This is a genomic window from Streptomyces sp. NPDC017676 (assembly GCF_044329325.1).
GTDB lineage: Bacteria > Actinomycetota > Actinomycetes > Streptomycetales > Streptomycetaceae > Streptomyces.
Genome location: NZ_JBIRJA010000002.1, coordinates 35,833 through 57,864, shown reverse-complemented (window position 1 = coordinate 57,864; position 22,032 = coordinate 35,833). Strand labels below are relative to the sequence as shown.

General features: G+C 71.8%; 14 protein-coding genes. 3 read left to right on the top strand and 11 right to left on the bottom strand.

Going from position 1 to position 22,032, the window contains the following annotated elements:
* Window positions 1-523: 523 nt before the first annotated feature.
* Window positions 524-2,647 (bottom strand): type IIA DNA topoisomerase subunit B, encoded by a 2,124-nt coding sequence (locus tag ACH4LD_RS04655; RefSeq protein WP_398054538.1) that lies wholly within the window; start codon window positions 2,645-2,647, stop codon window positions 524-526.
* A gap of 441 nt (window positions 2,648-3,088) precedes the next feature.
* On the opposite strand from ACH4LD_RS04655, the gene ACH4LD_RS04650 reads away from it, so the two are divergent.
* Entirely contained in the window at window positions 3,089-3,319 is a 231-nt protein-coding gene (locus ACH4LD_RS04650) for a hypothetical protein (protein WP_014675476.1), read from the top strand.
* A gap of 98 nt (window positions 3,320-3,417) precedes the next feature.
* On the opposite strand, the gene ACH4LD_RS04645 is transcribed toward ACH4LD_RS04650, so the two are convergent.
* From ACH4LD_RS04645 to ACH4LD_RS04615, 7 genes are all read right to left on the bottom strand, one after another.
* A complete protein-coding gene (locus ACH4LD_RS04645; protein ID WP_398054539.1) occupies window positions 3,418-4,272 on the bottom strand; it encodes a S1 family peptidase in 855 nt (284 codons plus the stop codon).
* A 120-nt stretch (window positions 4,273-4,392) separates the two neighbouring features.
* On the bottom strand, window positions 4,393-5,931 hold the full coding sequence (locus tag ACH4LD_RS04640; RefSeq protein ID WP_132783348.1) for an RNA polymerase sigma factor: 1,539 nt from the start codon (window positions 5,929-5,931) through the stop codon (window positions 4,393-4,395).
* A gap of 435 nt (window positions 5,932-6,366) precedes the next feature.
* Complete coding sequence (locus ACH4LD_RS04635) at window positions 6,367-7,254, bottom strand: FadR/GntR family transcriptional regulator (RefSeq protein WP_132783349.1); 888 nt, start codon at window positions 7,252-7,254, stop codon at window positions 6,367-6,369.
* 162 nt (window positions 7,255-7,416) lie between these two features.
* On the bottom strand, window positions 7,417-10,170 hold the full coding sequence (locus tag ACH4LD_RS04630) for an ATP-binding cassette domain-containing protein (protein ID WP_398054574.1): 2,754 nt from the start codon (window positions 10,168-10,170) through the stop codon (window positions 7,417-7,419).
* A gap of 162 nt (window positions 10,171-10,332) precedes the next feature.
* Window positions 10,333-11,091: an NUDIX hydrolase gene (locus ACH4LD_RS04625; RefSeq protein WP_132783350.1), complete on the bottom strand. Its 759-nt coding sequence runs from the start codon at window positions 11,089-11,091 to the stop codon at window positions 10,333-10,335.
* A gap of 151 nt (window positions 11,092-11,242) precedes the next feature.
* Entirely contained in the window at window positions 11,243-13,192 is a 1,950-nt protein-coding gene (locus tag ACH4LD_RS04620) for a glycogen debranching N-terminal domain-containing protein (RefSeq protein ID WP_398054540.1), read from the bottom strand.
* Window positions 13,193-13,986: 794 nt separating this feature from the next.
* Window positions 13,987-15,549, bottom strand: a complete 1,563-nt coding sequence (locus tag ACH4LD_RS04615; protein ID WP_398054541.1) for a DUF4192 domain-containing protein — start codon at window positions 15,547-15,549, stop codon at window positions 13,987-13,989.
* 140 nt (window positions 15,550-15,689) lie between these two features.
* Between ACH4LD_RS04615 and ACH4LD_RS04610 the strand changes: the two genes are divergently transcribed.
* Window positions 15,690-17,855: a RecQ family ATP-dependent DNA helicase gene (locus ACH4LD_RS04610; protein ID WP_398054542.1), complete on the top strand. Its 2,166-nt coding sequence runs from the start codon at window positions 15,690-15,692 to the stop codon at window positions 17,853-17,855.
* Between the two features lie 707 nt (window positions 17,856-18,562).
* Window positions 18,563-19,183 (top strand): hypothetical protein, encoded by a 621-nt coding sequence (locus ACH4LD_RS04605; protein ID WP_132783354.1) that lies wholly within the window; start codon window positions 18,563-18,565, stop codon window positions 19,181-19,183.
* A gap of 624 nt (window positions 19,184-19,807) precedes the next feature.
* Here the strand turns inward: ACH4LD_RS04605 and ACH4LD_RS04600 are convergent.
* The 3 genes from ACH4LD_RS04600 to ACH4LD_RS04590 form a co-directional block, all read right to left on the bottom strand.
* Entirely contained in the window at window positions 19,808-20,440 is a 633-nt protein-coding gene (locus ACH4LD_RS04600) for a hypothetical protein (protein WP_103815928.1), read from the bottom strand.
* Window positions 20,441-20,508: 68 nt separating this feature from the next.
* Window positions 20,509-21,210: a ribonuclease HII gene (locus ACH4LD_RS04595; protein WP_132783356.1), complete on the bottom strand. Its 702-nt coding sequence runs from the start codon at window positions 21,208-21,210 to the stop codon at window positions 20,509-20,511.
* Between the two features lie 81 nt (window positions 21,211-21,291).
* On the bottom strand, window positions 21,292-21,915 hold the full coding sequence (locus ACH4LD_RS04590) for a TetR/AcrR family transcriptional regulator (RefSeq protein WP_165951505.1): 624 nt from the start codon (window positions 21,913-21,915) through the stop codon (window positions 21,292-21,294).
* Between the last annotated feature and the right edge of the window lie 117 nt (window positions 21,916-22,032).

Genomic DNA, 22,032 nt, shown 5'->3' with positions numbered 1-22,032 from the left:
CTCCACCCAGGGGTGGAGAGACCTTCGGGGCCGTGTAGCAGCTGGGCGTGAGGCAGGGTGGCCTCTCGCTGGGTGATCGGGCCGGTGGCCACCAGGGGTCGCCCATGGACGCGACGGCCGACGGACAGCCAGCCGCCGTTGGCGAGCTGACGGGCTGACGGACCGCCGAGCTGCCGGGCTGGCCGCTGGCGGCTGGCGGGCTGGCCGCTGGTAGCAGCGGGCACCCAGCCTCTCGCCGGCCACTCACGCCGTCCGGCCCAGGCTCATCCCGGATGCCCCGGGCTCATCCGGATGCCCCCGCAGGCGTCCCCCCGGCTGCCACCTGGCAAACCCTGACCTCCGCCCCGGCCCGCCTGCTCGGCGGGACCCGCTTCCAAGCGAGCCCCGCCTACGCACCGCCCCGCCCAGCAGCGGACGCCCACACGGAGCGCCTGGCCGTGAGCCGGCCCTCAGCCCGGACAACCACCCCCATCGGCAGAAGCCCCCTCGGCAGAACCCCGTCGGCCGGAGCCCAGCGCAGCGGCTACGCGTCGATGCGTGACCGGTCCAGCGTCGCCGCCGAGCTGGAGATGAACTCCTTGCGGGGAGCCACGTCGTTGCCCATCAGCAGGTCGAAGACCTGTTCCGCGGCCTCCAGGTCGGAGAGGTTGATGCGGCGCAGGGTCCGGTGGCGCGGGTCCATCGTGGTCTCGGCCAGCTGATCGGCGTCCATCTCACCCAGGCCCTTGTAGCGCTGGATGGAGTCCTTGTACCGGATGCCCTTGCTCTGGAACTCCATGAGCTTGTCGCGCAGCTCGCGGTCGGAGTACGTGTAGACGTACTTCTCCTGCCCCTTCTTCGGCTGGATCAGCTCGATACGGTGCAGCGGCGGCACGGCGGCGAAGACCCGGCCGGCCTCGACCATGGGCCGCATGTAGCGCTGGAACAGCGTGAGCAGCAGACAGCGGATGTGCGAGCCGTCCACATCGGCGTCGGTCATCATGATGATCTTGCCGTAGCGGGCCTGGTCGATGTCGAAGGTACGGCCCGAGCCCGCTCCTATGACCTGGATGATCGCGCCGCACTCGGCGTTCTTGAGCATGTCGGTGACCGACGACCGCTGCACGTTGAGGATCTTGCCTCGGATCGGCAGCAGGGCCTGGAACTCGGAGTTCCGTGCCAGCTTCGCCGTGCCGAGCGCGGAGTCGCCCTCCACGATGAACAGCTCGCTGCGGTCGACGTCGTCACTGCGGCAGTCGGCGAGCTTGGCCGGCAGGGACGAGGACTCCAGTGCCGTCTTGCGGCGCTGGGCGTCCTTGTGCTGACGGGCCGCGACCCGGGTGCGGGCGGCCGCGACCACCTTCTCCATGACCACCCGGGCCTGGGCGGCGGCGTCGCGCTTGGTCGCCGTGAGGAACGCCTTCAGCTCCTTGCTGATCACGCTGTTCACGATGCGGCGGGCCGCCGAGGTGCCGAGGACCTCCTTGGTCTGACCCTCGAACTGCGGCTCGGCCAGCCGGACGGTGACGACGGCGGTGAGGCCCTCCAGGGCGTCGTCCTTGACGATGTTGTCCTCGGCCACGCGCAGCAGCTTCTTGGCCCGCAGCACATCGTTCAGCGTCTGGGTGAGGGCCTGCTCGAACCCGGTGACGTGGGTGCCGCCCTTGGGGGTGGCGATGATGTTCACGAACGACCTGACGGTCGTGTCGTAGCCCGTGCCCCACCGCAGCGCGACGTCGACGCCCAGCTCACGGGTGACCTCGGTGGGCGTCATCTGACCGTGTTCGTCGAGAACCGGGACGGTCTCCTTGAAGGTGCCCCTGCCCGAGAAACGGAGGATGTCGCAGATCGCCTTGTCGTTCGCCAGGTACTCGCAGAACTCGCTGATACCGCCGTCGAAGCGGAACGACTCCTCGCCCTTGCTGCCGCCCTCGCCGAGGCCGAACTCGTCACGGACGACGATGGTCAGGCCGGGCACCAGGAACGCGGTCTGCCGGGCGCGCTGGTGCAGGTTCTCCAGGGACAGCTTGGCGTCCTTGAGGAAGATCTGCCGGTCGGCCCAGTAACGCACACGCGTGCCGGTGCGCGTCTTGGGGATCTTCTTGGCCTTGCGCAGACCGCTCTTGGCCTCGAACTTCGCGTCCGCGCCCTCGGCGGCGAAGGCGCCGGGCACGCCGCGCCGGAAGCTGATGGCGTGGGTGTGGCCGCCGCGGTCCACCTCGACGTCGAGGCGGGCGGAGAGGGCGTTGACCACGGAGGCACCGACGCCGTGCAGACCGCCGGAGGCCGCGTAGGAGCCGCCGCCGAACTTGCCGCCGGCGTGCAGCTTGGTCATGACGACCTCGACGCCTGACAGGCCGGTCTTCGGTTCCACGTCCACGGGGATGCCGCGGCCGTTGTCGCGCACCTCCACGGAGCCGTCGTCGTGGAGGATCACCTCGATGTGGTCGCAGTAGCCGCCGAGGGCCTCGTCCACCGAGTTGTCGATGATCTCCCACAGGCAGTGCATCAGACCGCGGCTGTCGGTCGAGCCGATGTACATGCCGGGGCGCTTGCGCACGGCCTCAAGACCCTCAAGGACGAGCAGGTGCCGCGCGGTGTAGTTGGAACCGTCCCGGTCTGCTCCTGCCAGCAGCGCTGTGGACGGCACGGACGTATCGGCGGTCACGCGGTTCGCTCCTCGCTGAATTTCAGGTGGCCCCCTTCTGGGTAAGGGGGCGGCTTCGGTCGCCGCACAGAGGGTACCGAGCCCTGGTAGAGCCCGTGTAACGCCACCCTCGTCGGCAACTCACACTAGTCCAAGCTCGCATGTCTGTTCGATCCCTCGTTGGAGTGAAGCACACATCACGTTCCCTTCGAGGCATGAACCATTTAGGCTCCGGGCACGTCCTCATGAACAACCGGCAACCCGGCCGGGAGGACCGAGACAGCAAGACAGCGCGAACCCGTAGGCATACAAGAGACGCAATACGGCACATTCGCCGCCAACCGGCAGCAGACAGCCGCCCTGGAAAGATTTTTTCGAGGAAAAGCCACGAGCGGGAACGTTTTCGGGCTGGTTGGATGTTGACCCTGGTACGACAGCTCGTCGAGCTAGAGAAGAGGCGACGTGACTACTGTTCTGACCCCCGCGAGCCCGTTGACGGCCGCCGATCGCTGCGACCGCTGCGGCGCCCAGGCATACCTGCGCGTCGTCCTGCTCAGCGGCGGAGAACTGCTCTTCTGCGCCCACCACGGTCGCAAGTTCGAGCCGGAACTCAAGAAGATCGCCGCTGAGATACAGGACGAGACGGAGCGGCTGACGTCCGTTCCGAACACCGCTTCCGACGAAGAGCGCTGAATCTCGCACCACGACGAGCCAGCCCCGGCACAGGCCGGTGAACGGGCGGCCGCTCCTCCCAGGAGCGGCCGCCCGTGCTCATACCCGCAGACGCGCGCTCACGAGCGCGCGGAAGGCTGGGCCCCGGCGACCTGCCGCAGGGCTCGTACGATCTCGGAGACGCGCGTGTAGACCCCGGGGAGCCCCGGCTGTCCGCAGCCGCTCCCCCACGACACGAGGCCGATCAGCCGTCCCCCGGCCACCAGAGGGCCACCGCTGTCCCCCTGGCAGGCGTCGGGGCCTCCGCCGACCTCACCCGCGCACAGCATGGTGGCGGCCCGGTAGGCGCCCTCGGGGCCGCCTGGAAAGGCGCGGGCACACGTCTCGTCGGGCAGTACGCGTACCCGTGCGGCATGGAGCCGCCGCGCGTAGGACCCTGTGCCGGTGGTGTCCCCCCACCCGGACACCAGGGCCTGTGTGCCCGGTGCGTACGCAGGATCGCCCGCGCCCGCCATGGTGACGACCGCGTTCTGCGGCAGCGGTCCGGCGAGCCCGAGGACCGCGAAGTCCCCCGAATTGGTCGTGACGTCGTACGCGGGATTGAGTCGGATCTCCCGTACCGCGATCTCGTCGCCCTGCTCCGACAGCAGGTCGGTGCGGCCGGCGATGACCTTGAGATCGCGCACACGGTTCGGCGGTGCTCCGAGTACCTCCTCGGACAGACAGTGGGCCGCGGTGACGACGGTGGTCCGCCCGACGGCCACCGCGCCGCAGAACTGGCCCGCCCGCATACCTCCGAACCGGTCACGGCTGGCCAGCGCCACCGTCCACGGAGCCTGGGAGACGTCGATCGGGAACCCTCCGACCACTACGCTGTCGGCGGCGGCGGGAGCCGCGCTCACCAGAGGTATCGCGGTCACGGTGGCCGCCAGGGCCAGCGGCCGGATCAGTGCCCGGACAACGGAACGGCGCATGCATGCTCCTCACTCTGGGTCCTCCTGGGACACTCAGAGTGATCCACGCCACGAAAGCGCGCAGCACGAAGGCCCGGCTCCCGCGAGGGGACCGGGCCTTCGCCGCCGTACGACCGCGATCTAGTCGAGGTAGTCGCGCAGCACCTGGGAACGCGACGGGTGACGCAGCTTCGACATGGTCTTGGACTCGATCTGACGGATGCGCTCACGCGTCACGCCGTACACCTTGCCGATCTCGTCTAGGGTCTTCGGCTGACCGTCGGTGAGGCCGAAGCGCATGGAGACGACGCCCGCCTCGCGCTCGGACAGGGTGTCCAGGACGGAGTGCAGCTGCTCCTGCAGCAGCGTGAAGCTGACCGCGTCGGCCGGGACGACGGCCTCGGAGTCCTCGATGAGGTCACCGAACTCGCTGTCGCCGTCCTCGCCCAGCGGGGTGTGCAGCGAGATGGGCTCACGGCCGTACTTCTGGACCTCGATGACCTTCTCCGGGGTCATGTCGAGCTCCTTGGCCAGCTCCTCCGGGGTGGGCTCGCGGCCCAGGTCCTGGAGCATCTGGCGCTGCACGCGCGCGAGCTTGTTGATGACCTCGACCATGTGCACCGGGATACGGATGGTGCGGGCCTGGTCGGCCATGGCACGGGTGATCGCCTGACGGATCCACCAGGTGGCGTACGTGGAGAACTTGTAGCCCTTGGTGTAGTCGAACTTCTCGACCGCGCGGATCAGACCGAGGTTGCCCTCCTGGATGAGGTCCAGGAAGAGCATGCCGCGGCCGGTGTAGCGCTTGGCCAGGGAGACCACCAGACGGAGGTTGGCCTCCAGGAGGTGGTTCTTGGCGCGGCGGCCGTCCTCGGCGATGATCTCCAGCTCGCGCTTGAGCTTCGGGGCGAGCTTGTCGGAGTTCGCCAGCTTGTCCTCGGCGAACAGACCCGCCTCGATGCGCTTGGCCAGCTCGACCTCCTGCTCGGCGTTGAGCAGGGGGACCTTGCCGATCTGCTTCAGATAGTCCTTGACCGGGTCCGCGGTGGCACCGGCCGCGGCGACCTGCTGCGCGGGCGCGTCGTCCTCGTCCTCGTCGGACAGGACGAAGCCGGCGCTCTCGGCACCCTCGGGCTCGTCGGCGACCTTGGTGTCCTCAAGAACCTCGTCCTCAAGAAGTTCGACGTCGTCCTTCTTGGCCGTGGTCTTCTTGGCGGCCGTCTTCTTCGCGACGGCCTTCTTCGCCACCGTCTTCTTGGCGGTCACCTTCTTGGCGACCGCCTTCTTGGCGGATGCTTCGTCGGCGGAATCGGCTGCGGCCGGAGCGGCGGGCGCCGCGGGGGCGGCCGTCGTCGCGGTGGCCTTGCGGGTGGTCACCGTCTTCGCGGCGACCGTCTTGGTGGCGGTGCGCTTGGCGGGGCTCTTCGCTGCGACGCTCTTGCGGGTGCGCTTGGGCTCTGCGGCACTGACCATCAGCGTCACACCCTCTTCCTCAAGGATCTGGTTGAGGCTGCGCAGTACGTTCTTCCACTGAGTGGCCGGAATCTGGTCAGCTTCGAAGGCCCGACGCACATCGTCGCCGGCGATCTGCCCCTCAGCCTTTCCCCGCTCAATGAGAGCCATGACAGAGACGGACTCGGCGATCTCCGGCGGGAGCGTACGGGATGTGCTGGCCGACACGAACAACCTCTCGGAACGTTGGAAAACGGCTTCCGGCACCGTCCACTGCGGACAGGAGCCGACCACCGGCCTGGGGATGGGCCGACGGCGCGGGCGGGGGCCGGGAAGATTCACAGCGCCTGGTTCGGCGTCCGTATTCCCTCCGCGGCTGTCACCTCTTAGGTCATCGCGCTGTCTCCACGAGCGTTACGCCCAATCTGCGTGGCCCGAGTCACACCCCGTAAGCGGTCAAAGGCGGTCAGAAACGTGCAAATGAGATCGCCCTGGACCTCCGAACCGGCCGCACCCACGACCAGGGTTTCCCGTCACCGCCGGACCCGGCCGGACCTCGGATGGTCCGGCCGGGTCCGGCGGCGGCCGGTACCCGGGCCTGGTGCCGCCGCGAGTACCACAAGAGCGCCGCACACCGGCGACCGCACCGCGTTCCTCGCGAGGTCAGTGCTCGCGCGGGGCAGGGACCACGCGCTCCACCTCGGGGTGGACGGTGAGGAGCTGGCGCATGGCGGTCTCCGCCGCCGTGCCGTCGCCGGTGCCGAGCGCGTCGACGATCCGCGCGTGCTGCGCGAGGGACGCCTCGTTCGGCCGGTCACAGCCGGTGACCGGGCCGCCGGAGACCTGCAGCGCCGCGGAGACGATGCCGGACAGGTGCTCCAGCATGCGGTTGCCCGCGATCTGGATCAGCAGCGTGTGGAACTCGGTGTCGGCGCGCGAGTAGGTGAGCGCGTCGCCCTGCGCCAGCGCGTGGCTCATGATCTCTACCATGTCGCAGAGGCGCTGCTGCACCTCCTCGCGCCCGTGCCCGGCGGCGAGACGGGCGGCGAGCGGCTCGATCGTCCAGCGCAGCTCGCTCAGCTCGCGGCGCTGGTCGTCGCGCTGCGGCCCGAAGGCCCGCCACTCGATGATGTCCGGGTCGAGAAGGTTCCAGTCGCTGACGGGACGCACGCGCGTGCCGACGTTCGGGCGGGCGCTGACCAGGCCCTTGGCCTCCAGGACGCGGAGGGACTCGCGGACGACGGTGCGGGAGACCTCGAAACGCTGGCCGATCTCCTCCGGCACCAGCGGGCGGTCGGCGCCCAGGTCACCGGAGACGATCATCTGTCCCAGCTGCTGGACGAGTTGGCCGTGCAGTCCGCGTCCACGGCTGCCCGAGGCCCGCCTGCCGACGCGGCCCAGCTCGGGTTCCCCGCCGTCCCAGGCGGGCGCTCCGACGCGGTCGGTCACCGGGGTCTCGGCGTAGGGGTAGCGGTCGAGTTCGCCCGGGCCGGCCAGACCTGAGTCTGCGGAGCGGGCTGCGGTCATCATGGTGTGCGCAAGGGTACTCACGGATCCTTTGTCGGCGCCGTCTTCAACTCCCTTGAGGTCTTTGGTGAAAAGCACACGAAAGGGTGATCGCTCACGGCGTCGCAATTGACGCCTTATCGAAAAGAAATGGGCTTTCTCCGGGGAGTTGTGCACACAGCGAGTACGGAAGTGTGCGCACCGTTGTCATCGGAACCGGGTGCGCAGTGCTGTGAGCAGGTACGCGCACAGCAGCGCCACCAGCGACAACGCCAACGCGCCCCCGACGGGTTGAGCCAGGACCCGCACCGCCGCGACCAGGTACCGCTCCCCTCCGAAGGGCCACTGCAGCAGGAAGACCTCCCGCATCCGCACCGGGAAGTCGGGCGCCATCCGTACGGCCGGACCCCGCAGCGCCTTGTGCACGAGGGGCACGACGAGGACGGGCACGGCGAGGACGGCGGCCAGTCCGGCCGTCGTGGACCGGAACAGGCCGGCCGCCAGCACGCCGGCCCAGGCACAGCCGACGACCAGCCCGAACCAACTCGCGGTCAGCGAAAGCCAGTCCGCGGGAACTTGCGTCAGTTCCCGTCCGTAGACGATGTAGAGCGCTTCGGCGTCGCAGCCCACGGTGAGGAAGGCGAGCAGCACCGCGGTGGCTCCGGAGACGAGCAGTTTCGCGGTGAGCAGCCCCAGCCGGCGGGGGACGGTGCCGCGGTCCGCCGCCAGGGCGGGGTGGCGGAACTCGTCCCCGAAGGCCAGCGCACCGAGCAGTCCCGACGCGAGCGCCGCGGGCGGCAGCGGCAGCTCCCGCGGCCACGCCGCGAACAGCCGCGCCTGCGGGGTGTGACCGAGTCGCGCCAGGAGTACGGCGATGAGCGCGGACACCACCAGCACGGCGCCGCAGGTGAGGAAGCCGGTGCCGATTCCGCCGGCGCGCCGGATCTCGTAGCGCAGGGGGCGGAGAGGACTGCGGGCGGGGCGGACGGAGATGGGGGGCGGGAGGGGGAAGGCGGCGGGGAAGGTGCGGACACCATCGGGCCGGGCGACACGGCCGGTCTGCCGCTGCCGGGCGGCCGGATTCCTCGCCCCGGGCAGGAGGGTACGTGCGCCGGCGACGATCGCTGTGGTTGTGCGGGTACTTCCGGCCTGCGGTTCGGAAGCGGTGGCGACTCCGCCGAGACCGGAGTCCGGAGTGGTCGCCGAATCGGTGGACCGGCCACCGGTGGCCCTGGCGGGCGCGTCGCCGGCGTCCGCACCGGCCGTGTTCTTCTCGCCGGACGCGGTGACTCCGCCGTGGCCATGGGTGCCGTCCTCGGCCGCACCGGCCGGCGGCGCGTCGTACGCCGTGGCACCGGAGACGATCACTGGACGTTCTGTCACGCTGCTTTGATCGAGACCGTGGCCGGGCGCGGTCCGCTCGCCGTCGGCGGTCCAGCCGCGTTCCCGCGCCGCGAGCCCGGGAGCCGATCGGGCTTCCCCAACCGGGGAGGGGCCGCCCACGGCCCGCTCAGCCTCCGGCGCCGAGGAGTCCGGCGTGTGTTCCCGCTGCCCCGAAGGCTGCCCGGTGATGGTCGTGTCGACCGACGAGCGCCACGGCGGTGTGGTGTCCGGATCGGGTGCGGATCGGTCGGGCGGCGTCGCGCGGGATTCGGCCGCTGTCGCACCGGTCCCGGGGGCGCGTGACTCCACCGGCCGCTCCGTGGCGCGCGCGTCCGCCGCGTGGAGGGCGAGCGTCGCGGTCTCCTCGGACACCGGCCTCGCGCCTGCGGGCGCCGTCGGCGACTCGTCCACGGTTTCGCTCGGGTTCTCCGGTGAGTCGCGGAGCGCTGTCGAGCCGGAGTCCGGCGCGGAGCCCGGGGCGGATTCCGGCGCCGAGCGGCCCGACACGGTACGTCGGTGACGCGCCCACGAAGGACCCGCCGATACCTGCTCCGGCTCCTCGCACGGGCCGTGGGACGCCGCCGGTTCCGATTCCGCCGGACTGTGGTCCTGCCTGGTCTCCCGGTCTGCCGGCGATGAGTCCGGGACAACCGGGAGGGGCTCGGTGGCGGCCACCCTCGCGTCGCTCTCGGCACCGGCTCCCGGCCCCATGTCACCGATCTCGTCGGCCAGTTGATGGACGAGGATGCCGTGCCGGAACGCGATCTCTCCGACGTCGGCGGTCGTGGTGCCGTACACCGACAGGCGGTTGCCGCCCTCGCGTACGACCTCGACGGAGCGGCGAGCGGTACGCGCGTCTTTGGTGAGCAGGGCCGCGAGGCGTACGGCGTGGGGGCTGCGGACGGCCACGCGGGGGCGTAGCCGTGTGCGGGCGAACACCCTTGCTTCCTGGTCCGCGACGACTCTGCCGGCGTCGAGCGTGACGACCCGGTCGGCGGTGCGCGCGGCCTCCTTGGTGTCGGCCGTGGTGAAGAGCACCGTGCCGCCCTGGACGGCGTGGGCCCTCAGCATGCTGTGCAGCCACTGGGCCTCACGGGCGGAGAGGCCGTCGGCGGGTTCGTCCAGGACGAGCGTGTGCGGGTCGGGCAGCAGGGCACAGGCCAGGCCGAGTCTGCGGTCCATGCCGCGCGACAGCGTGCCGAGGCGCTCCTCGCGGAGGCTGACGAGACCGACCACTTCGAGGACCTCGTCGGCCCGCCGCGCGGGAACTCCCGACGCCGCGCAGAGCATGCGCAGATGGCCACGGACCGAGCGGGACGGGTGGCCCGGTACGTCGCCGAGGAGTACGCCGACTTCCCGTGACGGATGCGCGATCCGGTGCAGGGGCCGCCCCCTGAAGTAGGTGATGCCGCGCCCGGGTTCGAGTTCAAGCATGAGTTTGAGCGCCGTCGTCTTGCCCGCACCGGCGACCCCGAGGAGCGCGGTGACATGCCCGGCGGGCGCTTCGAAGGAAACGTCGTCGACAGCGGGCGGATGCGCCTTGCGGGGGTTGCTGGTCAGTCCGAAGGCCTGGATCACCTGCAGCAAGATAGCGCTATATGTCTGGTTTTCCCGGTATAAGGCGACTTGCGAAAACATGCCGCGTGGTCTAGCCCCGATCTTGTCCGCCGTTCGATGGACTCGGGGCTCAGTACGGGCAGCCGGTGCGCCGGTCGTCCAGGCGGGCCCGCCACCCTGGTCTCACACCTCGGGGCGCAGCATCGGCGGGTTGAGCAGGGTGGCACCGCCCGCCCGGAAGAGTTGCGCCGGCCTGCCGCCCTGGCGTGTGGTCGTACCCCCTGTGGGGACGAGGAAGCCGGGTGTTCCGGTGACCTTGCGGTGGAAGTTGCGCGGGTCGAGGGCCACGCCCCACACCGCCTCGTACACCCGGCGCAGCTCTCCGACGGTGAACTCGGGCGGGCAGAAGGCGGTGGCCAGCGACGAGTACTCGATCTTCGAGCGGGCGCGTTCCACTCCGTCGGCGAGGATCTGCGCGTGGTCGAAGGCGAGTGGTGCCACGGGTTCGCCGTCGCGGCCGTAGCCACCCTGCTGGAGCAGTTCCTCGACCGGGGCCCAGCGCGCGTTGCTGGCGTCGCCGCCGGCGCGCGGCGCGGGCAGGTCGGGCGCGAGCGCGAGATGCGCGACGCTCACCACTCGCATGCGCGGGTCCCGCTTGGGGTCACCGTAGGTGGCGAGCTGCTCCAGGTGGGCTCCGTTGTGCTGGGCCGGGGCCGAGGGGTCGTGGGCGCACAGCCCGGTCTCCTCGGCCAGCTCGCGCGCCGCCGCCTGGGACAGGTCCTCGTCGGCCCGTACGAAGCCCCCGGGCAGCGCCCAGCGCCCCTGGAACGGCGGCTCGCCCCTGCGGACCGCCAGCGCACACAGGGAATGGCGGCGCACGGTCAGCACGACCAGATCCACGGTGACGGCGAAGGGCGGAAAGGCTGACGGGTCGTAGGGCATGCCGCGATCATAGTCGTCTCCCTGACGATAAACACTCCCTTCGCCGGTCGCACCGGGGGTGATTCCGCTTCGCTCTGTCACGGGGCGTTGGACCGGCTCCCCGTCCGTTGATCCAGTGCTGTCGTACGAGGTCGCCGCCTGTTCCGCGGTGTCACGCTCCCAGTTGCAGGCCGTCCGCCGCCTCCTCCACCATGGCCAGTCCCAGTCGGCTGATCCGCACAGCGAAAGGCGCGCCCGCCACGCGCAGGCCGCTGAGTCCGAGTTCGCCGAGCGGGGCGCTCCGGACGGGGCGCAGGGTGACCGTGCGGGCGGGGGCGTCGGGACGGATGCCTGCGAGGGCGGTGAGCAGCAGGACCACGGAGCCCGCTGCGGTGGCCGCCGGACGGCAGGCGGCGGGGTGCGGGAGGGGCGCGGCGCCGGCGGAGCGCTGCTCGCCGGCGAACATCTCGGGCAGGCGGTGACCGAAGTGTTCCGCCGCTTCCAGCAGCCCGTTCAGCAGTCCGGCCGCTTCGTTCTCGTACCCGGCCGCCGCCAGCCCGGCGACCGCGAGTGCCGTCTCCTGGACACGCACGGCTCCGGTTCGGTGGCCGAACGGATTGTGGCCCGCCTCCTTGGTGCCGAGGCCGCGCAGCCCCCAGCCCGCGTCCATGGCGGGGGTGCCGAGCAGCCGGGCGAGGTGTGCGGTGTGCACCTTGTCGAGCAGGCCCGGGGCGAACATGCCGGCGCCGAGCAGCCCGGTGTCGAGGAGGTGGACGGCGGTGGCGGCCAGGTGGGGCACGGGCCGGCCGTCCGGTGTCAGGGCCATGGCCGGGCGTCCACCACCGCGGTCCTCCACCCAGAAGTCGGTCCGGAAGGCCGACCGCAGGGCCTGGGCCCACTGGCGCAGTTCCGGGGCACCCGGTCTGCCGTAGGCGTCGAGAAGGTCGGCACCGAGCAGGGCGGCGCGATGCGCGTGGGCCTGGGTCTCGCAGCGGGCCGGTCCTGCGGGGTGCGGGTCGCAGAGGTAGGTGCTGTCGCGGACGGTGGTCCGCAGCCAGGTCAGGCAGCGCTCGGCCGTGGGGAGCAGTTCCCGCGTCTCCTGATCGGGCAGTCCCCAGCGGCGGGCCTCTGCGAGCAGGACGGGGAAGAGCAGTGTGGCCTCCGTCGCGGTGCAACTCGGCGGGAGATGGGGGCCGGCGTCGCGCCGGGGGCCGGGGATCATGCCGGCCCGGGGGCCCGGACCCGGGAGCTGCGTACGGGCCAGGGTGCGCAAGGTACCCGCGGCGAGGCGGGTGCCCAGGGGCAGCGCCATGCGGGCGGCGGCGAGCGCCTCGGCCGGGGCCATTCCACAACGCCAGGGGGCGCCTGCCGCGAGGTAGGTGTCGGAGGGGTGCGCGGGATCGCGCAGGAGCAGTGCCTGGAGGTCGGCGACGGCCGAGTGCAGCAGGGGGCCCACCCGGGGGTCGTCGCCGGCAGCCCGGGCAGGGGCCAGAGGACTGGTGGCGGCGTGTCCCGCGGACCGCAGGGGGCCAGCGCCCTCGGGCCGTACTCGCAGTTCCACGGCTGCCGTCCCGCCCGGTGGCAGTTCCAGCTCCCAGCGCAGCAGCCCGGCGGACGCCAGGGCGTCGGCCGGTGGCGGGTCCGCGGTGACGCAGGCGGCGGCGTCGGCCCTGGCCCAGCGCAGACCCGAGTCGTGGACGCTGGCCGGGAGTTCGGGGCCTGCCGCCCCGGCGACGACGGCGCCGAGTTCCGCCAGGTCGGTGCCGAGGGCGACCTCAATAGGGAGGCGGAGGGCACGCGGGGCCGCGCTGCGAAGTGTGATCCTTTCTGTTCCGTCGGCGTGGCGTGTCCGTTCGACGACGATGTCGGGGTCGGGGCCGGCGGCCGCAGAAGTGCGCAGCGTCCCCACGAAGCGGGCGGTGTCGGCTCCGGTCATCCGGGCCTGCACCGGCAGCGGTTCCCGGCCGGCCACGCGAAGCTGGCACCGGGACAGCAGCCGCCTGCCGCCCCGGTAGAACCCGTCCAGTCCCCGGCCGGCCAACTGCCCCGGCTCGCCGGAGATGGCGAAGCCGGGCAGGGCCACGCAGATCAGCGCGGTGTGTGTGGGTGGCACCTCCGGCACCGGGCGGCTGACCGGAGGCGTGCGGGGCGGCGCGGCCGCGGCGGGGCGGCGGGGCCGGGAAGTGACAGCGGACGGGGGGCTGCCCTGGGCGGACGGGGCGAGGGGACGGACGTCCGCGCAGGGGGTCGGTCGAAAGTCGGCTGCTTTCGGTGTGCGGGGACCTGTGCCGTCCGTCAGGAACGGCACAGGCCTGCTCCGGGGCGGACGTTCGCCGGCTGTGGAGGGCGGAGTCGGCTGCTGGTGCATGGGCTGCCTTCTTCTGCGCTCGGTGTACCTCGGACGTGCTGGGCGGCCGGGGGTCGCCTCGGAGGACAGGCAAGGTGCGGCGGCTGGGCCGGTCCGGGCTTTCCGCCACTCAGGTGAACGGAAGGGGACTCGTCCGGGTCACGGTTCGCCCGACGAAGCCGACCGAATGGTGGTCCGACCGGTCCGCGGGGGCCATCAGGGCAACTAGTGGTGACGCGACCGACCGGCGGGGAGCCAGGGCGACTGGCGGTTACGCGACCAGCCCGCGGGGAGCCGCCAGGACACCGGTGGCGGCGCGACCGGTCTGCGGGGGGGGCACCAGTGCACCCAGAGGCGATGCGACCGGCCCGCAGCGAGCCGCCAAGGCACCCGGAGGCGACGCGACCAGCCCGCCGGGGGCCGCCAACAAGGCACCCGGAGCCGGTCGGCCTCGTGCCTCGCCGGAAGTGTGCTCCCGGGGTCCCCGGAGATGGCTCCGCTCAGGCCCGGTGGACCGGCTGCCGTTCCCGTGCGGGCCGGTACCTGCCCGGGCGCACACCGGCCGACGCTCATCCGTTCTCCTCGGTCTGCGCAGGCCCGGTGTCCGGACGGGCGCCACCGGTCGTGGCGTCGTCCGGGCCCGCCGCACGCATGCGCGTAGTGAGAGGGCTGCGGGTGCCGGGCCCGGAGGCCTCGGTGGCGGACCGCCGGGGGCGGGTGTCGGCGGGCCTGCGTCGGCCTGCCTTCACGCGAGCCGTCTGACGGCCGTCGTCGCCGTCGGCGTTGCGCGCACGGCGCCGTCGTTGCCTGCCCGTCCGGGAGCCGGGCTCTGCGCTCGGTTCGTCCCCCTGGATGCCGGGTGCGGGTGCCGGGGCCGGGGTCTGCTGGGGTTCGGTGAGAGCGGTTCGCGGTGCCGGGTCCGTTCGCTCCGCCGGGCCCGGCGTCGTGTGCCGCGCGTTGTCCGTGCGCAGGCAGCGGCGGACCGCCTCGGGGTCGAGCCCCTCGTTGCAGGCCTGGTGCAGCAGACGGGCGAAGAGGTAGTCGGGATCGGCGGCCAGGGCCATGGCCAGTGCTTCCCTCGCCTCCAGTTCATCCCCCATGGACCAGGCGACCCAGCCCGCGAGCGTCAGTGGTGCGGAGGCGTGCTCACCGTATGGCCCGACGCAGCGGCGGGCCAGGGCGCGCCAGAGCCGGAGCGCCGGACCGGCCTCGTCTCCCTCCATCCAGGCGGCGGCCCTGTCGCGGGTCGTACGGTCCTGGAGCCCGAGGATCAACGTGGCGGCCTCGTCGTCCGCGAGGAGGTTGTCGTCGCGCACGTCCGCCGGATGCGTGCCGGGGACCGGAGCCGCGGTGCCGTAGCGGCGGATGATCCGCTCGGCCAGGTCCAGGGTCTCCGCCGCCACCTCCTGACGTGCCGTCTCGTCCAGGAGGCGGGGCACCAGGCTCATGCCGGCCGCGTCCAGGGCGATCTCCTGTTGCAGCGCCGCGGTGGTCTCCCACGGCTGCAACCTGGCGCGCAGCTCCCGCAGTGTGCCGCGCACCTGGATGCCGGCGTAGGTGGCCGCCGCGGCGAGCACGGACGTGCCGGGAAGGCCCATCGGCGAGCCGTCCTCGGGGCAGCAGCCCTGCACCGGGCAACAGTAGGACCAGAAGCGGCCGTCGGAGATGCACAGGGCTTCGATGACCGGCACGTCGAGGTTGCCGCACTCGGTCCGCATCAGGTGGGCCAGCCTCTCCAGCCGCCGTTTGACGTCCCGGCCGGACTCTCCCGGGCCCGGTTCCTGGCAGACGTAGGCCACCATCCGCTCGGGCCGGGCGCCGCGCCGCTCGCTGCCGGTGACCAGACCGCGGGCCAGCTGCCGGGCGGCGGCCTCCCAGTCCTCCTCGGTCGCGGGGATGCCGAGCCGGGCCCGGCCGCCGAACCTGCCCCGGCGGCCCGTGTGGTCATGCAGGGCGACGAGCACCATGCTGTCCTCCGGACGGTAGCCGAGGAGGTAGGGCAGGGCGTCGGCCAGCTCGGCCGGGGTGCGCAGCGTGACCTGCGTGGCGTGGTCCGCGGGTGCTGCCGCCGGTTCGTGTCCCGAGATGTCGTCGCTTTCGAAGGGTCCGGTGGTTTCGCTGTGATTCGTCATGCGCCGACGATCTCGCGGATCTTGGGATTCCGGTTGAGCCTGTGGATAACTCGAATCAGGGACACGACAAGCTGTCCGCGTTGTCCACAGCCTCGGCTCGGGCCCGCCCGTTTGTCGGTCCCGTCCTGTTGTATGGACGCATGGAGCACACGAGCAACGCGGATCTCCGGGAGCAGGCGGACGCCGTCCTCGCCCGGCTCGTCGGGGACACCACGGGCGCGGCCCGGCTGCGCGAGGACCAGTGGCGGGCGATCGAGGCACTGGTCGCGGACCGGCGCCGGGCCCTGGTCGTACAGCGCACGGGATGGGGCAAGTCCGCGGTGTACTTCGTGGCGACCTCGCTGCTGCGGGCCAGAGGAAGCGGGCCCACGGTGATCGTCTCGCCGCTGCTCGCTCTCATGCGGAACCAGGTGGATGCCGCCGGCCGGGCCGGTATCCACGCCCGGACCATCAACTCCGCCAACACCGAGGAGTGGGAGGCCGTCCAGGCCGAGATCGCGGCGGGCGACGTGGACGTGTTGCTCGTCTCGCCCGAGCGGCTGAACAACCCGGACTTCCGAGATCAGGTCCTGCCCAAGCTGTCCGCGGCCACCGGCCTGCTCGTCGTGGACGAGGCCCACTGCATCTCGGACTGGGGTCACGACTTCCGCCCCGACTACCGCCGGCTGCGCACCATGCTCGCCGACCTCCCGCCCGGGGTCCCCGTCCTGGCCACCACCGCCACGGCCAACGCGCGAGTGACCGCGGACGTCGCCGAGCAACTCGGCACGGGGGGCACGTCAGACGCCCTGGTCCTGCGCGGACCGCTGGACCGGGAGAGTCTGAGCCTCGGCGTGCTGCGGCTCCCGGACGCCGCGCACCGGATGGCCTGGCTCGCCGACCATCTGGACGACCTGCCGGGCTCCGGCATCGTCTACACGCTCACCGTGGCCGCCGCCGAGGAGGTCACCGCCTTCCTGCGGCAGCGCGGGCACTCCGTGGCCTCGTACACGGGCAAGACGGAGAACGCCGAACGGCAACAGGCCGAGGACGACCTGCTCGCCAACCGCGTCAAGGCCCTGGTCGCCACCTCCGCGCTCGGCATGGGCTTCGACAAGCCGGATCTCGGTTTCGTGGTCCACCTCGGCTCGCCCTCCTCCCCCATCGCCTACTACCAGCAGGTCGGCAGGGCCGGCCGCGGTGTCGACCACGCGGAGGTACTGCTGCTGCCGGGCAAGGAGGACGAGGCCATCTGGCAGTACTTCGCCTCGCTGGCCTTCCCCCCCGAAGATCTGGTCCGACGCACCCTGGACGTCCTGGCCCGCGCGGACGGACCCCTGTCGCTGCCCGCCCTGGAACCCCTGGTCGAGCTGCGGCGCTCACGCCTGGAGACCATGCTGAAGGTCCTCGACGTGGATGGGGCGGTGCGCCGCGTCAAGGGCGGCTGGATCGCGACCGGGCAGCCGTGGTCCTACGACGCCGACCGCTATGCGTGGGTGGCCCGACAGCGGGCGGCCGAACAGCAGGCGATGCGCGAGTACGCGACCACCAGCGAGTGCCGGATGGAGTTTCTGCAGCGCCAACTGGACGACGAGGGCGCCAAACCCTGTGGCCGCTGCGACAACTGTGCCGGACCGCGCTTCACCTCGGGTCTGTCCCCGGCGGCCCTCGACGCCGCGCGGAGCGACCTGGGCCGCGCCGGGGTGGAAGTGGAGCCCCGCCGCATGTGGCCGACCGGCCTGCCGGCCATCGGCATCGACCTCAAGGGACGCATCCCGGCGGGGGAACAGGCCTCGCCCGGACGGGCGCTGGGACGTCTGTCGGACATCGGCTGGGGAAACCGCCTGCGTCCGCTGCTCGCGCCCCAGACGCCGGACACCGCGGTGCCCGACGACGTGGCGCGAGCTGTGGTGGACGTCCTGGCCGACTGGGCGCGAGGCCCCGGCGGCTGGGCCTCCGGTGCGTCCGACGCCCCGCCCCGGCCGGTGGGCGTCGTCACCCTGGCCTCGCGCAGCCGGCCCCTGCTGATCCACTCGCTGGGCGCCAGGATCGCCGAAGTCGGCAGGCTCCCCCTGCTCGGCTCGGTGGAGCACGCCGGGGACGCTCCCCGCTCGCCGCGCAGCAACAGCGCGCAGCGGCTGAAGGCCCTCGACGGCGCGTTGACGGTGCCGCCCGACCTGGCGTCGGCACTCGCCGAGGCGAACGGTCCGGTTCTGCTGGTCGACGACTTCACGGAGACGGGCTGGACACTTGCGATCGCAGCGCGCCTGCTCCGGAAGTCCGGAGCGCGCGGAGTACTGCCGCTGGTCCTCGCCGTGCAGGGGTGACAGGCGTGTCGCGGACCAGGTCTCGCCGTGCAGCGGAGACCGGCGAGTCGCGGACCGCCTCTCGCCGTGCAGGGGAGACCGGCGAGTCGCGGACCGTCTCTCGCCGTTCAGAGCAACCGACGAATCACGGACCGCCTTTCGCCGTTCAGAGCAACCGACGAACCACGCACCACCACCTTTCGCCCTTCTGAGGTAACCGACGACGGACCACCTCCCGCCGGTCAGTGATGACAGACGCGTCGCGACCACTTCTCGCCGTCCGGGGTTGACCGACGCGCCGCCCTTACGTCCCGTCGTCCACGGACGAGCGAGGTGCCGTCAGCGGGAGCGCCGAGCCCAGCTCAGTGGCGATCTCCAGGAGTGAGCGGCGTGCCGCCGCCCGCTCTCGCTTCCCCGGATTGAGCGACGGTTCGCCGTCGGACTCCACAGCTCAGGAACGACCGCGCAGTCACTCACGGTGGCCCGACGGGCGGCGACCGAGCACTCCAGGCGTCATCAGCCGAACCTTTGGGTAGGGATATAAGCCACGCACCACCAGATAACAGTCGGCGGTGCCAATTGCTCGTTGCCGCAGCCAAGTTCGACAGGAAGAATTGAGGTCCGCTCCCCGCACGGCTCGTCCGTGATCCGGTTGGGCTCCGCTGCGGTGCGCGCTCCCCCGAATCCGACCTCGCCCGCAGTGTGGGCGCGTAGCCGAAGGGAGGAACGTGACCTTCGGATTCGCCTCGTCCTCGGCGGCCTCGTTGTCGACGTCCACGTCCGCCGCCTCCGCCAGTCGCCTGCTTGAGCCGGCCGAATGGGCCGCTGCCGGAATCCCTCTGCTGCGCAACCCCCGTGAGGTCGTCAGCGGGCTGCACGCCCGGCACCACCCGAAGCCGCTCACGGCGATCGTGGCGGTTCTCGACCCGGACGAGCGGCTGCGGGCCAGCGCCTCGTTCACACGCCGTCCGGCTGCCGCCGACGGCTGGATGTTCCGCAACGCGCTGTTGGCCCAGCTGCGGCGGGTGATTCCGCACGACCTCCGCCGCCGCACCCCCGTGCGCACGGCAGTCCTGCTCTACTGCCGCGAGGGTGACGCGCGTTGGACCGAGGAGGACGGCGCCTGGATGTGGGGACTGCGCGATGCCTGCACGCTGCACGGGCTGCGCTGCGGGGCGTACATCACGCTGACGCATGACGGCTGGCAGGTGCTCGGCGAAGGGCGCGGCGGACGCCGGCCCAACGCTCACTCGGCTCCGGAGCCCTTCGCCACGGCGGAGGCCCCGCCGTTCGTACCGCGCACCGGCGGCCCGGTCTCAGAGGTGCTGCGCCGGGCTGCGGCTCGCTGAGGTCGCCGAGTAGCGCTGCGCCGGCGGTATGACGGTTCGTGCCGCCGACCGGGCTGCACGAACGCCGCGAAAACGCCGCAAACGCCACGAAGGCCACGAACGGTCCGACAGCCGGGTCACCCCATCGCCGCGACCGGCCGTGCCGCACGGGCGCCACAACCAGCCGGGCCGCACCCACGCAACGGCCGGCCGGGCTGCACACAGCAGGTGGCCGGCCAGCAGTCGGTGCCCGGTGTGCGATGCCCGAGCCGAGCGGTCGTCTGTCGCGAGCGGCGCCGGGGACACCCACGGGCTCACGCGTTGGTCCAGCGGAAAGAGACCACTCCGGCCAGATCAACTCGGGAAGCGGCCCGGCGCGGTCGCCCGGCCTCGGCCTCGGCCTCGGCCTCGGCCGCGGCCAAACGGGCGGAACACTCCATCCGGCCCGGCATGCGTCCGCCGCTGTGGCGACCCGGATCAGGCGTGCCGGGCCCTCCGGGTCCCGCTCTCAAGTGGTCCCTCGGGGAGCCGCCCTGTCAGCGGCGCTGCCGCGGCCTGCGTGCGGGCATGCCAAAAGCCGCACCGTGCGGACTCCGCCGGAGCGGCCCCCTCGGCACCCCGGTGACCCGAGGCACCGGACGCGGCTCAGACGCCGGCGCCCAGCACCGAGTTGATCTGCTGCGGGTCGCCGCAGACGATCAGCAGGGCACCGGCCCGGGAGTGGGCCAGCGGAAGGGCGGTGGCAGCGGCGGACGCGGGTCCTCCATTGACGGCCACGACGACCACCGGGCGCGACGCGGCGCGGGAGGCGACGGCGGCGTCCGCGTAGAAGACGTCGTCGCCGGCGTCATGCTGCGCCCAGTAGGACGTCTCGCCGAAGGACAACTCGTGCTCTGCCCACGGGTGCTGGGCACCGGTGGTGATCACGAGCACGTCGCCGGGGGCGCGGCCCGAGTCCAGGAGCAGGTCCACGGCCTCCTCGGCGGCGTCGAGCGCGCCCTCGGCCGAAGCCGGGATCAGCTGGATCTGCGGGGTCGCCGCGGTGGCGGCGGGAGCGGCCGGGCCGGAGGGGCCAGGCTTGGCCGGAGCCACGTCACGCGGCGTGCGCTGCACCGGCGGCGTGGGCCGCAGAGGGCCGGGACGACCGGGGCGGGACGGAGCCGCGGGGCGGGGGCCGGGTACGGGGCGGGGGGTCGGCGCGGTACGGCCGCTGGCCGGAGTGGCGCGGGGACCCTGGGCACTCTCGTGAATCTGAGGCTCCTCGGGAATGAGAGGCATGAGCTGATATTTATCAAACGTTGGTGCGGCGCGGATGACCGGGTGGCACATCGGTGCGAGCGGAACCGTCAGAAATCGAGAACGAGCTGACCCTCGATTTCCGGAACGCTTCCGTCCGCCCAGTTGCGGACCTTCTTGAGGTGCCGCCACTGAGGCAACGCATCAAGATACGCCCACGACAATCGGTGGTGCGGGGTGGGCCCCCACTCCGCCAGTGCGGCCTTGTGCACGGGCGACGGATACCCGGCGTTGTCCGCGAATCCGAAGTCTGCATGGTCGATACCCAGTTCGGCCATCATTTTGTCGCGCTGGACCTTGGCGATCACCGACGCCGCCGCGACGGCCACGCACGACCGATCACCCTTGATCACCGTGCGCACCTGCCAGGGGTCGCCGAGGTAGTCGTGCTTCCCGTCGAGGATGACGGCGTCGGGGCGGACCGGCAGGGCGTCCAGAGCGCGGACCGCGGCGAGCCGCAGCGCGGCCGTCATCCCCAGGTCGTCGATCTCCTCCGGGGAAGCATGCCCCAGCGCGTAGGCCGTCACCCATGACTGCAGGATCAGAGCGAGTTCCGTACGGCGCTTGATCGTCAGCAGCTTGGAGTCGGTCAGCCCCTCGGGCGGGCGGCGGAGTCCGGTGATCGCCGCGCAGACGGTGACGGGACCGGCCCAGGCGCCGCGCCCCACCTCGTCGACACCGGCAATGACCTTCGCTCCGGTCGTGGCGCGCAGGGAGCGCTCGACGGTGTGAGTAGGTGGTTCGTACGGCATGGCGCCCTTAGCGTACGCCGCCGGGATCGCCTCGCGACACCCCGGTCGTCCGGCCGGCGCCGGGAGTGCCGGCGCGGCGGATCAGGACGCGTAGGGCCGCAGCAGCGGGAGCATCAACTGGTCGATCATCTCTTCGAGATCCTGATCGCTCCATTCGCTCGCGCACATCTTCGACCGGTACATCATCATGGCCGGGATGGCATCGAAGACGTACCCGTTGGCGGCATCCGAGCGGACCTCTCCCCGCTCTATTCCACGAGTGATGACCTCCCGGAGCAGCTTGACGGTCGGCTCAACCACGGTCCCGAAGATCACTCCTTCGAAGCGCTCCACTTGCACATGATCGCACTCGTGAATCACTGAACGCAGCGCGACCCCGGGCCGGGAGTACATGATCTGCCGCACCTGCCGGCACAGGGTGAGCAGGTCCTCGCGCACGCTCCCGAGGTCCGGGGCCTTCTCCACCCGGGGCAGTCCGGACACCAGGGCGTCGGCGACCAGATCCTCCTTGGAGGGCCAGCGGCGGTAGACCGCGGCCTTGCCGGTCTGGGCGCCGGCCGCGACACCCTCCATGGTCAGACCCTTCCAGCCGACCGTGCTGAGCTGCTCCAGAGCGGCGTCCAGGATCGCACGCTCCAGCACAGCACCGCGCCGACGGGGGGAAGCCGTCCGGTCAGGGGCGGCCGTCCAGCGCGAGGTAACCATCTGTGTTTCTCCAACATGCAAGGGAAGCGGGGATTCCGGGGCGGGGTGGCGCCGTGCCGCAGCAACAGGGGGACGCGGAACGGGGCGCACGATTAAGTGAACGCTTGCGTTCACTGT